Annotated in this window: 15 protein-coding genes and 4 pseudogenes; 7 read left to right on the forward strand and 12 right to left on the reverse strand. The window is 51.7% G+C overall.

The genetic code is table 11. The features are described 5' to 3' along the window. Positions 1 to 87: 87 nt before the first annotated feature. The 3 genes and pseudogenes from FEM41_RS18670 to FEM41_RS18680 all read left to right on the forward strand — a co-directional run bounded on the left by FEM41_RS18670 (position 88) and on the right by FEM41_RS18680 (position 1,403). Positions 88 to 565: pseudogene (locus tag FEM41_RS18670) on the forward strand (Hcp family type VI secretion system effector). A gap of 11 nt (positions 566 to 576) precedes the next feature. Then, positions 577 to 939 (forward strand): tlde1 domain-containing protein, encoded by a 363-nt coding sequence (locus FEM41_RS18675; RefSeq protein ID WP_138097688.1) that lies wholly within the window; start codon positions 577 to 579, stop codon positions 937 to 939. Further along, positions 936 to 1,403, forward strand: a complete 468-nt coding sequence (locus FEM41_RS18680) for a hypothetical protein (protein WP_138097689.1) — start codon at positions 936 to 938, stop codon at positions 1,401 to 1,403. The genes FEM41_RS18675 and FEM41_RS18680 overlap by 4 nt, the downstream gene beginning before the upstream one ends. 284 nt (positions 1,404 to 1,687) lie before the next feature. Here FEM41_RS18680 and FEM41_RS24620 read toward each other — a convergent pair whose 3' ends face one another. The 4 genes and pseudogenes from FEM41_RS24620 to FEM41_RS18690 all read right to left on the reverse strand — a co-directional run. Next, the gene (locus FEM41_RS24620) at positions 1,688 to 1,852 is read right to left on the reverse strand and encodes a hypothetical protein (protein ID WP_168198826.1); all 165 of its coding nucleotides are present in this window, start codon (positions 1,850 to 1,852) and stop codon (positions 1,688 to 1,690) included. Between the two features lie 8 nt (positions 1,853 to 1,860). Then, positions 1,861 to 2,235, reverse strand: a complete 375-nt coding sequence (locus FEM41_RS24970) for a hypothetical protein (protein ID WP_241666521.1) — start codon at positions 2,233 to 2,235, stop codon at positions 1,861 to 1,863. Positions 2,236 to 2,379: 144 nt separating this feature from the next. After that, positions 2,380 to 2,451: pseudogene (locus tag FEM41_RS25210) on the reverse strand (hypothetical protein); the annotation flags it as partial. Next, positions 2,438 to 2,644 (reverse strand): annotated as a pseudogene (locus tag FEM41_RS18690) (terminase small subunit); the annotation flags it as partial. The pseudogenes FEM41_RS25210 and FEM41_RS18690, both read right to left, overlap by 14 nt. Between FEM41_RS18690 and xisR the strand changes: the two are divergent. The 3 genes and pseudogenes from xisR to ttcA all read left to right on the forward strand — a co-directional run bounded on the left by xisR (position 2,608) and on the right by ttcA (position 5,045). Then, positions 2,608 to 2,823, forward strand: coding sequence for an excisionase family protein (gene xisR, locus FEM41_RS18695; RefSeq protein WP_138097691.1), 216 nt, complete (start codon positions 2,608 to 2,610; stop codon positions 2,821 to 2,823). The pseudogene FEM41_RS18690 and the gene xisR overlap by 37 nt on opposite strands. 2 nt (positions 2,824 to 2,825) lie before the next feature. Continuing rightward, positions 2,826 to 4,062: pseudogene (locus FEM41_RS18700) on the forward strand (Arm DNA-binding domain-containing protein). Between the two features lie 50 nt (positions 4,063 to 4,112). Next, positions 4,113 to 5,045, forward strand: a complete 933-nt coding sequence (gene ttcA / locus FEM41_RS18705; protein WP_138097692.1) for a tRNA 2-thiocytidine(32) synthetase TtcA — start codon at positions 4,113 to 4,115, stop codon at positions 5,043 to 5,045. Between the two features lie 266 nt (positions 5,046 to 5,311). On the opposite strand, the gene zntB is transcribed toward ttcA, so the two are convergent. The 7 genes from zntB to FEM41_RS18745 form a co-directional block, all read right to left on the reverse strand. Beyond that, the gene (gene zntB / locus FEM41_RS18715; protein WP_138097694.1) at positions 5,312 to 6,295 is read right to left on the reverse strand and encodes a zinc transporter ZntB; all 984 of its coding nucleotides are present in this window, start codon (positions 6,293 to 6,295) and stop codon (positions 5,312 to 5,314) included. Between the two features lie 176 nt (positions 6,296 to 6,471). Next, positions 6,472 to 6,693, reverse strand: a complete 222-nt coding sequence (locus tag FEM41_RS18720; RefSeq protein ID WP_138097695.1) for a DksA/TraR family C4-type zinc finger protein — start codon at positions 6,691 to 6,693, stop codon at positions 6,472 to 6,474. Between the two features lie 118 nt (positions 6,694 to 6,811). Further along, entirely contained in the window at positions 6,812 to 7,060 is a 249-nt protein-coding gene (locus FEM41_RS18725; RefSeq protein ID WP_138097696.1) for a GlsB/YeaQ/YmgE family stress response membrane protein, read from the reverse strand. A gap of 270 nt (positions 7,061 to 7,330) precedes the next feature. Then, on the reverse strand, positions 7,331 to 8,008 hold the full coding sequence (alsE, locus tag FEM41_RS18730; RefSeq protein ID WP_138097697.1) for a D-allulose 6-phosphate 3-epimerase: 678 nt from the start codon (positions 8,006 to 8,008) through the stop codon (positions 7,331 to 7,333). Positions 8,009 to 8,028: 20 nt separating this feature from the next. Then, on the reverse strand, positions 8,029 to 9,291 hold the full coding sequence (locus FEM41_RS18735) for a PTS ascorbate transporter subunit IIC (RefSeq protein WP_138097698.1): 1,263 nt from the start codon (positions 9,289 to 9,291) through the stop codon (positions 8,029 to 8,031). Positions 9,292 to 9,322: 31 nt separating this feature from the next. Then, positions 9,323 to 9,589, reverse strand: coding sequence for a PTS sugar transporter subunit IIB (locus FEM41_RS18740; protein ID WP_138097699.1), 267 nt, complete (start codon positions 9,587 to 9,589; stop codon positions 9,323 to 9,325). An 8-nt stretch (positions 9,590 to 9,597) separates the two neighbouring features. Beyond that, positions 9,598 to 10,041, reverse strand: a complete 444-nt coding sequence (locus FEM41_RS18745) for a PTS sugar transporter subunit IIA (RefSeq protein WP_138097700.1) — start codon at positions 10,039 to 10,041, stop codon at positions 9,598 to 9,600. Between the two features lie 223 nt (positions 10,042 to 10,264). Here FEM41_RS18745 and FEM41_RS18750 point away from each other — a divergent pair, with 223 nt between their 5' ends. Next, positions 10,265 to 11,323 (forward strand): LacI family DNA-binding transcriptional regulator, encoded by a 1,059-nt coding sequence (locus FEM41_RS18750; RefSeq protein WP_138097701.1) that lies wholly within the window; start codon positions 10,265 to 10,267, stop codon positions 11,321 to 11,323. 4 nt (positions 11,324 to 11,327) lie between these two features. Here FEM41_RS18750 and FEM41_RS18755 read toward each other — a convergent pair whose 3' ends face one another. Beyond that, positions 11,328 to 12,947 carry a peptide ABC transporter substrate-binding protein gene (locus FEM41_RS18755; RefSeq protein ID WP_138097702.1) on the reverse strand — a complete coding sequence of 540 codons (1,620 nt, stop codon included), beginning with the start codon at positions 12,945 to 12,947 and terminating at the stop codon, positions 11,328 to 11,330. Positions 12,948 to 13,116 lie beyond the last annotated feature (169 nt).

A 13,116-nucleotide genomic window follows, 5' to 3' on the forward strand; every position in this document is an offset into this window, starting at 1 on the left:
CTCACTCATTCATTTCCTTTGCTAATCGGTCATCAATTTGTGTACTTTAAAATCACACAAATAACATGGAAATAGAAGGATCTGGATATGGCAATACCGGCTTATATGTGGCTTAAAGATGATGGTGGCGCGGATATCAAAGGCTCTGTTGATGTACAGCATAGAGATAACAGCACTGGCTCACTGCGTATCTCTCCCAACAGATAACTTGTCTGGTAAGATAACGGCCACTCGCGAACATGCGCCCTTTATCCTGACCAAAGCGCTGGATTCTTCCAGTCCGTACCTTTATCAATTCGTTAGTTCCGGAAAGCGCTTAAAGTCTGCCGAACTTAAATTCTATCGCATTAATTACGCCGGACAGGAAGAAGAATACTTTAACGTACTTCTTGAGAATGCCCGCATCACATGTGTCGTACCATTTATGGATGATATTAAAGACCCTGACTACGAACGTCATGATCATCTTGAGGTGCTCGAAATGATGTATGAAAAAATCACCTGGACCTACAAGGACGGCAATATCATTCACTCTGATTCCTGGAAAGAGCGCAGCGCGGCATAGGAGAACAACACATGGCATGGATATACCACCAGAGTACCGGCGAGTTGTGGCACAACGGTAAGTTAATCGGTAAAGGTTATTCGGGGAATCTGACTAACAAAAACAATCCAGACCGGCAGCACGTTAAGGGGATGGGGCCAATTCCTCGCGGTACCTGGCGTATTGGCGGGCATACCAGTTCAAAGGGGCCATTCACCATAATTTTAACGCAGACATCTGGCGAAAGTTATGGGCGCTCTTTGTTTCGTATCCATGGAGAGAGGAAACCGCCGAAAGCACCTGGATTCGCCTCTGAAGGTTGCATAATACTCGGGCCAGCTATCCGCACAAAAATCATCCAATCAACAGACAGGACACTTGAGGTAGTAAGATGATTTGGCGAACTATTTTGCTGACCGCCTGCATTATCTCATCCTCCTGCGTGGCATCTTCAAGCGAATGGAAAGTTTATATTCAACTGATAGAACGGGCTGATAATAAAGCGCTCCAGGCATTTCCGGGGAAAATTGACATCATTGGTGATACCCTCGACGCTGAGCATACAGAAGAACTGACGACAGCGCTTAGCATCGCGTTGATTAAAGATCCAGTATCTGTAATTAACGCAACCAACTCACTAGACAAGAGCGCAGATCCCTTAAAGCAGCGCTTCGGAACATCAATGGTATGCGGTATACCTATAATCACACATGCGAATCAGATGAAGATTGAGGAGTATTTCGCGAAGGCAGAACCGGCGCTGGAAAAGGCCGGAACTCCAGCCGCAGAATGTCTAAGCAACATGCGTGACACGATTGATGAGTTCAGACAAGAAGCAGCACAAAACGAAGCAAAGTAATCCTCAGAAAAACCTGGCTGTTAGAAGGCTGTTTATGGATGCTCAGGGTGTTCGAGATACTAATGTTCCGGGCTCTACTGGTGACCAGCATCAAAACGGCCTGCGATACTGCGGGCCACTTCGTTCCGGCTGACGGGCATAAAAAAAGCCAGCCCGAAGGCTGGCGGAAACTATGTTCATCTTTCTTACTGAATATACTAAAAAAGGCACTGATGGAGCAATCCATGGACCAACACAGGCATCATCCTGTCGTCAGCTCCGACTGTCACGCCCCCCTCTTCGGATTATTCTGTCTCCACAGCCCGGAATTCACCATCCTGATAAACATCCCCGCTCCGGACGCGCGCATCTTCATCCAGCGCCACCAGATCCGCGCCGTCAATGCTGAATCCCTCCGGAGCCATAATCAGGTTATCCACCACACCATCAATCACTACTGCGTATTGCATATCATGCCTCACGAATATTCATAGATAATCACCATCCCCGGCGCACCCTTACCGCCGGGAAAACCGGTTTCTGAATTCAGGGTCTTTCCTGAGCCGCTGCCGCCGCTACCAAACCCCGTTCCATCAACACCCGCTTCATCCAGCTTCCCTCTGAACATCCCCCCTCGCCCAAAAGGCGTATCACCGCCGTTCCCCGGAATAAGACACCGGTCTGAGACCGCAAAGGCGTAACCCCCATTCATACCCAGCACGGAGGCCAGTCCGGTGGTCACTCCCGCTCCCATAGTCGCACCACCGCCAAAAGTCCCGGCAGAAAATGCGCCCGCAGCGGGAGAGCTGGCAGCATACGATGAGCCTGAGCCACCGCCACTGGCAGTCAGCATCTGATCACCAAATATCGTTGACCCCTGAGCCGCACCAACAATGACATTTACACTATCACCAAGATTCGCCACATCAATGAGCGCTTTTATATAAAGACCACTACCAAATAGTTGTTCACATGCGTTTTCAACACTATCCAGCGTGCAGCGTGAGAAGTTTTTAATACAGCGCGCTTTGATTACAACCCGGAATTTGGAGTCGGTTAACCCTGCGATACTGTGTCAGTTCGTTCGGGTCTGCGGTGGCTATGGCCATTAGCTGATGTACGAGTTCGTCAAGGTCAGCTGCATGGCGTTTCTGGCGCCTGTCCCTGAGCCAGCGAATTGCACGGGATACCCTGGCATTTCTTACCAAGCGACTGGCGATAGAATTTGCTGTCGCCCCCTGTCCTTCATACCCCGCTAGTTGAAGCAGGACTGACCGCATTAACAGGACTCGGAAAGCGGCAAATAGAAAATTACCGACAGGAATGTTGGATCGAAGGAGTGCATTTCAAACGAGTTTCCCCGAAGGGGAATTCAGAAAGCAAAAGAGGGACGACCTGGTACAACTACCCAGGAATTAACAAGTTTATTCAGGACTCGTAATTATGGCAGCATTACCCAAAGGTGTAGAAATCAGAGGAAAAAGCATTTGCATCTGGTTCATGTTCAGGGGTAAACGGTGCCGTGAAATTCTTAAGGGGTGGACTGTCACCCCTGCCAATATAAAGAAGGCCGGTAACTTTCGCTCTTTAATTACCAGTGAAATAAATCTCGGTGAGTTCGACTATCAGGCTAGATTCCCCTCTTCCCGCAAAGCTGTAAAAACGGTGACAACAAAAGATGTCCGAACATTCGATGATTTATGCGCAGTATGGATAAAAGCGAAAGAGATCGAATTAACAGCAAACACGCTAAGAAAGACGAAATCACAGTTAAGATCTCTGACGCACATTGTAAACGGTACAACCCCCATCGCTACAATCAGACGCAGCGATATCCTGGGCTATCGAACAGGATTGCTTCACGGTGATAATTTCTATGACGAACAGATCCGCAGAAACAAGACAGGCAGAACTGTGCGAACGGTCGATAACTACATCTCGTTACTATGTTCCCTGCTCCGCTTTGCTCACCACTCAGGCTTCATCTCACACAAACCGTATGAGGGGGTAAAAAAATTGAAGAGAGTCAGGACTAAGCCAGATCCACTGACACAGGAAGAATTAGCCCACCTGATGGAAAGCGAAAAGGGCCAGAGTCAAAACCTGTGGAAATTCGCCGTCTATTCCGGCCTGCGGCATGGAGAACTGGCGGAGTTGGCATGGGAAGACATCGATCTGGAAAATGGCACTGTGCACGTCAGACGCAACCTTACGGCGCCTGGAACATTTGGCCCACCCAAGACAATTGCGGGAGACAGGACGATCGCCCTGCTTAAGCCAGCACTTGATGCCCTGAAGGCACAGCGCGAGCTGACAGCGCTAAACCGAAGGCGCAAATCACCTTTCATCACCGCGAATATGGCAATACAGAACAACAAAAAGTCAGGTTCGTTTTTATGCCCAGATGAAAAATGGCGAGCAAAAACCGCACTACTCATTATCGAGCATCGGCAGCCGGTGGAATGCAGCAGTAAAACGCGCTGGAATTCGTCGTCGTAATCCGTACCATACTCGCCACACGTTCGCCTGCTGGCTGCTGTCGGCTGGCGCTAACCCATCATTCATAGCGAACCAGATGGGGCATGAGAACGCGCAGATGGTGTATGAGATCTATGCTACGTGGATAGAGGAAATGAACGGCGCTCAGGTAGATATGCTGAACGCCAGGCTGGCCATCTAAAAAATTTTTGCCCCTTATATGCCCCTTTTGGTTTTTGAGATCGATAAAAAATGCAAGAAATTCAGCAAGTTAACAAGAAAGAACAATACAACCTCAACAAGCTCCAGAAACGCCTGCGCCGCAACGTGGGCGAGGCGATCGCCGATTTTAATATGATTGAGGAAGGCGACCGGATTATGGTGTGCCTCTCCGGCGGCAAGGACAGCTACACCATGCTGGAGATCCTGCGCAATTTGCAGCAGAGCGCCCCGGTCAACTTCAGCCTGATCGCGGTGAATCTCGATCAGAAACAGCCGGGCTTCCCCGAACATATCCTGCCGGAGTATCTGGAAAGTATCGGGGTTGAGTATAAGATCGTGGAAGAGAATACCTACGGCATCGTCAAAGAGAAGATTCCGGAAGGAAAAACCACCTGTTCGCTCTGCTCACGTCTGCGCCGCGGTATTCTGTACCGTACCGCCAGCGAACTGGGAGCCACCAAAATCGCGCTGGGTCATCATCGCGACGATATTCTGCAGACCCTGTTTCTGAACATGTTCTATGGCGGCAAGATGAAGGGAATGCCGCCCAAGCTGATGAGCGATGACGGTAAACATATCGTTATCCGCCCGCTGGCCTACTGCCGCGAAAAAGATATCGAACGCTTCTCGCAAGCCAAAGGCTTCCCGATCATCCCCTGCAACCTGTGTGGCTCTCAACCTAACCTGCAGCGTCAGGTTATCGCCGAGATGCTGCGCGACTGGGATAAACGCTATCCGGGCCGTATCGAAACCATGTTCAGCGCCATGCAGAATGTGGTGCCTTCACACCTGTGCGACAGCGCGCTGTTTGACTTTGCCGGTATCACTCACGGTAGTGAAGTGGTGGACGGTGGCGATCTGGCGTTCGATCGCGAAGAACTGCCTCAGCAGCCGGTGGGCTGGCAGGCGGATGATGAAGCAGAGCAGCCTTTGCAGCGCCTGGACGTAGTGGAAATTAAGTAACCGCCCTCGCCTCCCCGGTTTCGGGGGGGCTTCCCGCACCTTATCGCAGACAAAAAAAAGCCGACTAATTTAGCCGGCGTCGTACGAATCAATTGTGCTATGCAGTAATTCAAAAAAGGAAGTAAGACAATATGGAGCGCAACGCCCATCGCTTGACGTTGCATTCACCTGCGAGAGAGATAGTGCCGCGATCCGGCACCAGGTTTATTGACCTCGATCAGGTTTACTCCCCTTTTGTGGTTAGCCAGCAAATTAATTCCTTATTTTTACAGCCAGTTACCTCGTCGCAACCACCAGATAACACCCCCGATAAGCACCAGTAGCATCACGCAAAACAGTCCAAAACCAAAGTGCCACGAGCCGCCGGGAATGCCACCCAGATTAACGCCGAACAGCCCGGTCAGAAAGGTGGTGGGCAGGAAAACCATCGCCATGACCGACATGGTATAAGTACGGCGCGCCAGTGATTCCTGCATCAGTTGGGCTATTTCGTCGGCCATCACCGCGGTTCGGGCGATACAGGCGTCTATCTCATCCAGACCGCGCCCGAGGCGGTCGGCGATATCCTGCATTCGGCGCCGGTTATCGTCATCCATCCAGTTCAGACGCTCGCTGACAAGCCGGGTATAGACATTGCGCTGGGGCGCCATATAGCGCCGCATCACAATAAGCTGCTTGCGGATCAGCGCCAACACTCCGCGCGGCGGCACCTCCTGGTCCAGCAACTGATCCTCGAGGTCCATGATTTTATCGTGCAGATGGTCGATAAACTCCGTGGCGTGATCGGTCAACGCATCACAGACCTCAACCAGCCAGCCGCCGCTGTTGGTCGGCCCGGTTCCCTGATTCAGGTCGCTAATCACATCGTCCAGCGCCAGAACCTTACGTCGCCGGGTAGAGACTATCAGACGTTCATCGATATATACCCGCAGCGCCACCAGTTGATCCGGGCGTTCGTCGGTACTGCCGTTAATACAGCGCAGCGTAATAAAGGTTCCCTCACCCAGACGGGAGACCCGGGGCCGGGTGCTGTCGCCCGCCAGCGCGTCGCGCACGGTGTCCGGCAGCAGTGCCGTGGTGGCAAGCCAGTGCTGACTTTCACTACGGGTATAGTTCAGGTGCAGCCAGCAGGGGTGTTCACTGTCGAAAACCGTATCGTTAGCGATGTCACTAACGCCCCCCTTACCGTCCAGACGCAGTGCAAATACTGCATCCGGGACATCCAGCTGCTCTCCCTTTATGACATCCACATCCAATCCTCATCACAAAAAATAATCGAACGGTTTCAGTCTAGACCGACCAGCTTGTTAAGCAACCCCATGATGACGCAGGCAAAAAAAATCGCCCGCACAGGCGGACGATTTTACTGGTCTGGCAGACGCTACCGGAGCTGGCTGTCTTTTGAGCCACGCCGGTTGTATCCGGATCAGGCGGCGCGCTGGTTGTCCACCTTCTGCTGACAAAGCACACACAGACGCACGCCGGGAATCGCCTTGCGTCGCGCCTCGGGAATGGGTTCGTCACACTCTTCACAAAAATGCAGGCTTTCCCCTGCCGGAAGCTCGCTACGCGCCCGTTCAACCGCATCCCGTACCGTGCTGTCGATTTGATCCTGTACCGCACCGTCGGCGGCCCAACCTGAAGCCATAACATCCTCCATACGCGAGAATCAACGCGTCATTATACCACGATTTGCGCATTTTTTAGCCAGGCATCAGGCAAAGAAAAACCCGCCGCAGCGGGTTTTTCCAGGCCGCTAAGTCAGATTAGCTGCGCACTTTGCGGTAGATAAACAGCACGACCAGCGCGCCGATTACCGCCACCGCAAAGCTGCCGATATTAAAGCCGTCAACCTTACCGAAGCCGAGCAGAGTGCTGATCCAACCGCCCACGACGGCACCGATAACACCAAGCACCACGGTCATAATAAAACCACCGCCGTCCTTGCCCGGCATAATCCACTTGGCCAGAATACCTGCGATCAAACCGAAAATAATCCAGGAAAGAATACCCACTGTTTCCTCACTTATCGTTTCATATTTACATTCTGGCGGAGCTTAAGAATTTGAAACCCCGCAAATAGAAAGTTAGCACAGGTGCAGGATATCGCCAATCGACAAAATGTCCAGGTTGATTTCTATGTGGTTTTATTACGCCACTTGCGCAGTAAACATACAACGGCGGTACTGAAGGATAACCGCATCAGGAGTTGCCCTGTTCGGAAAGTCACTAATAACAGTAACATTGCCAAGAAATATCTTAATTCACAGTGAGCACATTAAATGTTATGCCGCCGTTTCACGCCGATAATTTGCGACCATTTTATCCCAGGCCTCACTGACGTTTCCCGCCAGTGAGAACAACCCGGAGGTGCCAACGATAAAGACATCAACGCCGGACTGCGCAATAACGTTGAAGGTTTTTTCATTACACGAGCCGTCGATTTCCGTCAAATAATGCCAGCCATTTTTTTCACGCATTTCAATCAACTGACTGATTTTATTGAGCGATTCCGGAATGAATTTCTGACCAACGTAGCCCGGATCAACCGACATCACCGTGACTTTATCCAGCAGATGTGCATACTCGCGAATCGCCTGAGCTGGCGTGGCAGGATTCAGCACCACGCCGCAGCGACGACCCGCGTCTTTAATCTGGTTGAGCAGGCGGAAGATCTTGTTATTCGCCGTTTCCGGATGGAAGCTGATAATGTCCGCCCCTGCGTCGAGGCACAGCGGAATAATATCCTCCGGATGATTGACCATCAGGTGAACATCAATGGGGACTTCGGTTATTTTGCGCAGGTTCTCAATAAAGAACGGCGACAGTGTAATGTTTCTGACGTAATTGCCGTCCATGATGTCAACATGATAAAAATCTGCCCGGCTGTTCATTGCCGTAATTTGTTCCCGGAATTGCGTTAAATCCATACACATTAACGAGGGCGAAAATTTAGCCGCCATACTCACCTCCAGTAAAACGATTAATTAAACCAGGCCACAATATGTCCAAGTACGATACCGACCACACCAAAGTCAGCATCGCCGAAGGTTGTGGAAGCCAATCCCAGATCGCCCATCAGCGGCAGCAGAATGGCTGGCAGGAAAGAGATCAATAGCCCCTGGGCGAAGGCGCCAGTCACTGCACCGCGCCGTCCACCACAAATGTTGCCGTAAACCCCTGCCGTCGCGCCGCAGAAGAAGTGCGGCACCAGGCCTGGAACAATCACACTCAACCCAAACAACGGACACAGGAACATACTGACCAGACCGGCCGCGAAGCTTGCCAGGAAGCCAACAATGACAGCGTTCGGCGCGAAGGGAAATACCGTCGGGCAGTCCAGCGCCGGTTTGGCATCTTTTACCAGCTTGTCGGCAATACCTTTAAAGGCAGGAACAATTTCGGCGATGACCATGCGTACCCCGGCAAGAATGATCCATACCCCGGCAGCAAAGGTTAGCGACTGGATAATAGCGAACACGATGAAATTCTGACCTTCGCTGACGCTGCTTTCCACGAATTCTTTGCCTGCCACAACGACCAGTACCAGGAACAAAATCATCATGGTCAGCGAAATAGCCACCGAAGAATCCCGCAAGAAATTCAGCGATTTGGGCACCTTCAACTCTTCAATCGACGGGCTTCCCTTACCAACGGCTTTACCTACCAGCGCCGACAGCAGATAACCGGTAGAGCCAAAATGTCCAAGCGCCAGATCGTCGGTGCCGGTAATTTTACGGGTGAAGGGTTGCAGGATCGCTGGCGAAACCACCATCATCACACCAAGAATGAGAGCCCCTATGGTCACCACCCACGGCAGTGAAAGACCGCCGACAGAGAGGATAACCGCCAGCATCGCCGCCATATACAGCGTGTGATGACCGGTCAGGAAGATATATTTCAACGGAGTAATACGGGCCAGGACAATATTAAACAGCATCCCGAGCACCATTATCATCGCCGTAGCCGTGCCGTAGTTCTTCTGGGCCAGCGCCGCCATCGCATCGGTATTCGGCACTACCCCCTGAATATGGAACGAATGCTCAAATAGCTGGCTAAATGTTGCCAGGGTGGTGGCGATAATCGCCGCACCAGAGGTTAAAATAACAAACCCCATAATGGTTTTCAGCGTGCCGGAAACTACATCTGAAAATGCTTTTTTCTGCAGCAACAGACCAATTAGCGAAAATAAGCCGACGAGTATTGCTGGTGTGCCAAGCACATCATGAATAATAAATTGCAGCATAGAATGACTCCGTGGGGCCAAACACTATTAATTACAGGTTTTCGGCAAGGATCTCTTTAATTTTGTTATTATCCAGAAGATTGCTTAAGCCAAATACCCGGGCTGAATGGCCGGATAACTGCTCAGCAATATCTTGCGCACTCAGGATAATATCTGCGGTTTCACTTTTTGCCGAAGTCAGATCGGTATGAGAAACATCAGCCTGTTTATTCAGCTCGCCGATAATTTTTTTAACATTCATTTCCACAATAAAACTACTGCCCAGACCATTACCGCAAACAATCAGAATCTTTTTCATTCCTTACCTCACCGGTTGGTTATAACACATTGAATGTCATGCATTGTCTCTGCTTTCAGAAGTCCTTCCAGACGCATTTCATCGCTGAAAACCTCTGCCAGTGCGCTAATCATGCGAATGTGTTCATCACCCGACAGTGCACATAGCATAATAACAACATAAATTGGATCATTTTCGCGCGCATCAAAGGATACACCCTCTTTTATATGCAGCAGTGACAATCCATTTTTTATTACCCCCTGTTCCGGCCGGGCATGCGGCATCGCCAACCCCGGAGCCAGAACATAATACGGCCCCAGCTCCTGATGACTTTTTAAAATGGCTTCCAGATATTGTTCAGTAATCGCTCTGCTTTTTAATAAGGGAGCCGCAGATAAATTTATTGCCTGCTTCCAGTCATTGACGGCATCAACGAATTGAATATTTTCTTCGGGCAACCAGGTCGTAAGCATAACTGCCTCGCGCTGTATTTAAGTGGGCCTACTATAGAGGAATAAATTCGCTGCTTACCGTGATCCGCATCGCAAAGTTAGCGCTAACACAAGATAATGTTAAAAATTTTGTTATCGCTAACATCATTGATCAGCATGTTCAACGATTTGCGGTTTTACAATGCTCAAACGAGAGAACATCATTTACAATAGAGCCCCAGAAATAACTAACAGGAGGGCATCCGTGCAGACGTTACCAACGGACGACGGCTCAAAAGAAAAACGCAGAAAGAACACCGGCAAGATCACACTGGCAGAGGTCGCAAAGCTGGTTGGCGTCAGTACCATGACCGTATCCCGTGCGCTACGGATGCCCGAAAAAGTGAATCCAGAACTGCGTACACGTATTGAGACAGCAGTGAATGAACTGGGCTATGTCCCCAATCTGCAGGCGCGCAGTCTGGCTTCCGCCGATTCCAGCCTTGTTATGGGCGTTGTGCCCTCTTTCTCAGTGCCGGGATTTATCGCCGCTTCCGAAACCCTGCAAGAGGTGCTGTCACGTCAGGGCTATACCATGATGTTTATTGAGTCCGGCCAGGGGGGACAGAGCGAAGAAAAAGCTTTTCAGCAGATGCTGGCTTACAATCCAGCCGCCATTGTCCAGTTTAATATCGACAACATCGATAGCTGTTCACAAATGCTGGCTAACGCCGGGATTCCGGTTGTTGAGATTGGCGCCATTAACCACGAGGCCGCCTGCGTCAGCATTGGTGTCGACTACGCCGCCGCCATCAAAAAGCTGGTGAATTCACTGGCACAGGAGGGATATAAAAATCTGGGACTGCTCTGCACCGCCTCGAATAATGTGATGTTTCGCCAGATTCTGGGGGGCTGGAACAGTGCCATGCTGTCGATTAGCCACTCGCCGCACCGCGTGGTCACGCCTCACCTTCCGTCCGGGATCACGACAGGATTCAGCCTGCTGGGGGATATTCGTATTACCTGGCCGGAACTGGATGCGCTGATTTGTACTTCGGACGAGATTGCCTGCGGCTGCATTATGGCCTGCCATAACGCCGGTCTGAAAGTGCCCGATGGGTTGGCACTGGCAAGCCTTAGCGGCGGTACTCTCGCCGCCGTCTGCTCACCGGCGTTAACCTCCGTCGAGTTCCCCTGGAAAGAAGCGGGAACCCTGGCCGGTAAAACCCTTCTGGAACGGCTGGCGGGCAATGGACAGCAGCAGATTATCGAGCTGCCATCCACCCTGCAAATTCGCGCCAGCAGTAAAAGGCCAGCGCGCTAAAGCGTTAGTGTTTTTCAATATAGATAGTGCGGCTGTAGGCAACATCTTCCGGGTTATTAATCGGGTAACCCTTTACCCAGGGTTTAATCAATCGTCCGTTGGTATACTGATAGATCGGCGCGATGGGCGCCTGAGCCTGTAGGATCTTCTCTGCCGCGTTATAGTCGCGATTGCGTCGTTCGCCGTCCACTTCGAGGCTTGCCTGGTTCAGCACCTTATCGTAACGGGGATCGTGAAAACGGGCGATATTGCCGCTATGGCCTGAAGTCAGCAGCGTCAGGAAGCTGGAAGGCTCGTTATAGTCCCCCACCCAGGACGCGCGTACTACGTCGAAATTACCGCTGTTGCGGCTGTCGATATAGGTTTTCCACTCCTGATTTTGCAGTTTTACCTGAACGCCCAGATTCTTCTTCCACATTGAGGCCACGGCAATGGCGATCTTCTGGTGGTTTTCCGAGGTGTTATACAGAAGCGTCAGATTCAGCGACCGTCCGGGACCATAGCCTGCCGCCTGAAGCAGCGTTTTCGCCTGCGCATTCAGCTCCGGCTGAGGGGTTCCCTCCAGCGGCGATGGCTCCGGCGTAAAGCCTGCCGTTACATCCGGCGTAAAGCGCCACGCCGGTTTTTCACCGGTTCCCAGCACCTTGTCAGCGATGATACGTCGATCGATAGTCATACTGAGCGCCTGACGCACCCGGACATCGGCCGTTGGCCCTTTTTCAGTATTAAACGCGTAGTAGTAGGTGCCAAGCTGGGGCGGCGTGTAAATCTGCCCCGGAATCTCCTTCGTCAGCTTGCGGTAGAGCTGTTTGGGGAAGGATTCGGTGATATCGATATCCCCCGCCAGATAACGCTTGGTCACCGCGGACTCCTGATTGATGGGCAGGAAGGTCACCTTATTGAGCACCGTTTTCGTGTTATCCCAGTACTGACGATTGCGGCCCAGCTCCAGCTTTTCATTCACTACCCGCGTGCGTAGCACAAAGGCGCCGTTACTGACCAGATTTCCCGGCTGAGTCCAGGCCTTGCCAAAGCGCTCAATATTGGCCTGCTTCACGGGATATAACGCAAAACTGGCGGCAAGCGCAGGGAAATACGGCACCGGGCGATCGAGTTGTACCCGAAGCTGGTGGGCATTCACCGCGCTGACTCCCAGTTTATCGGGTGCCACTTTCCCGTCGGCGATGTCGCGGGCGTTCAGAATACCCGCCAGACCGGCGAACCAGGCGAAAGGCGACGTGGTTTGCGGATCCACCAGTCGGCGCCAGCTGTACACAAAATCCTGTGCCGTTACCGGCGTTCCATCGGACCAGCGGGCGTCGTTACGCAGCGTAAAGGTCCAGACCCGGTTATCGTTGCTCTGCCATTTGCTGGCAACACCCGGTACCGGCTGCCCCTTCTCATCCTGATTGACCAGCCCTTCAAACAGATCGCGAATGACCTGAATTTCCGGCAGCCCAACGGCCTTAGCCGGATCCAGCGAAGCGGGTTCATCCTTCAGATGACGAACCAGCTCCTGGCGGGTATCGAGCGTCACCCCGGCAGGTACATCCGCCGCATACGCGGAAGGAAACGCGCCGGCCAGCAGCAGCGCGCAACAGGAATAGCGAAGTACGTTTTTCATTAACGGCCCTTAAGACAAACGTGATGTTGCCGATAACAGCAGACCAGACGCAAAAAATCAATTAACTCAGTCAATTGTTGCGCGCTGAAGGGGCAGCGTTGTTCAGCCCGGAGCGTAAGCGGTGGCTTTTTCATCACCGGCTGCTTTAATAAAATCAGGAACAGGAAAA

This window comes from Jejubacter calystegiae (genome assembly GCF_005671395.1).
In the GTDB taxonomy this organism is placed as follows: domain Bacteria; phylum Pseudomonadota; class Gammaproteobacteria; order Enterobacterales; family Enterobacteriaceae; genus Jejubacter; species Jejubacter calystegiae.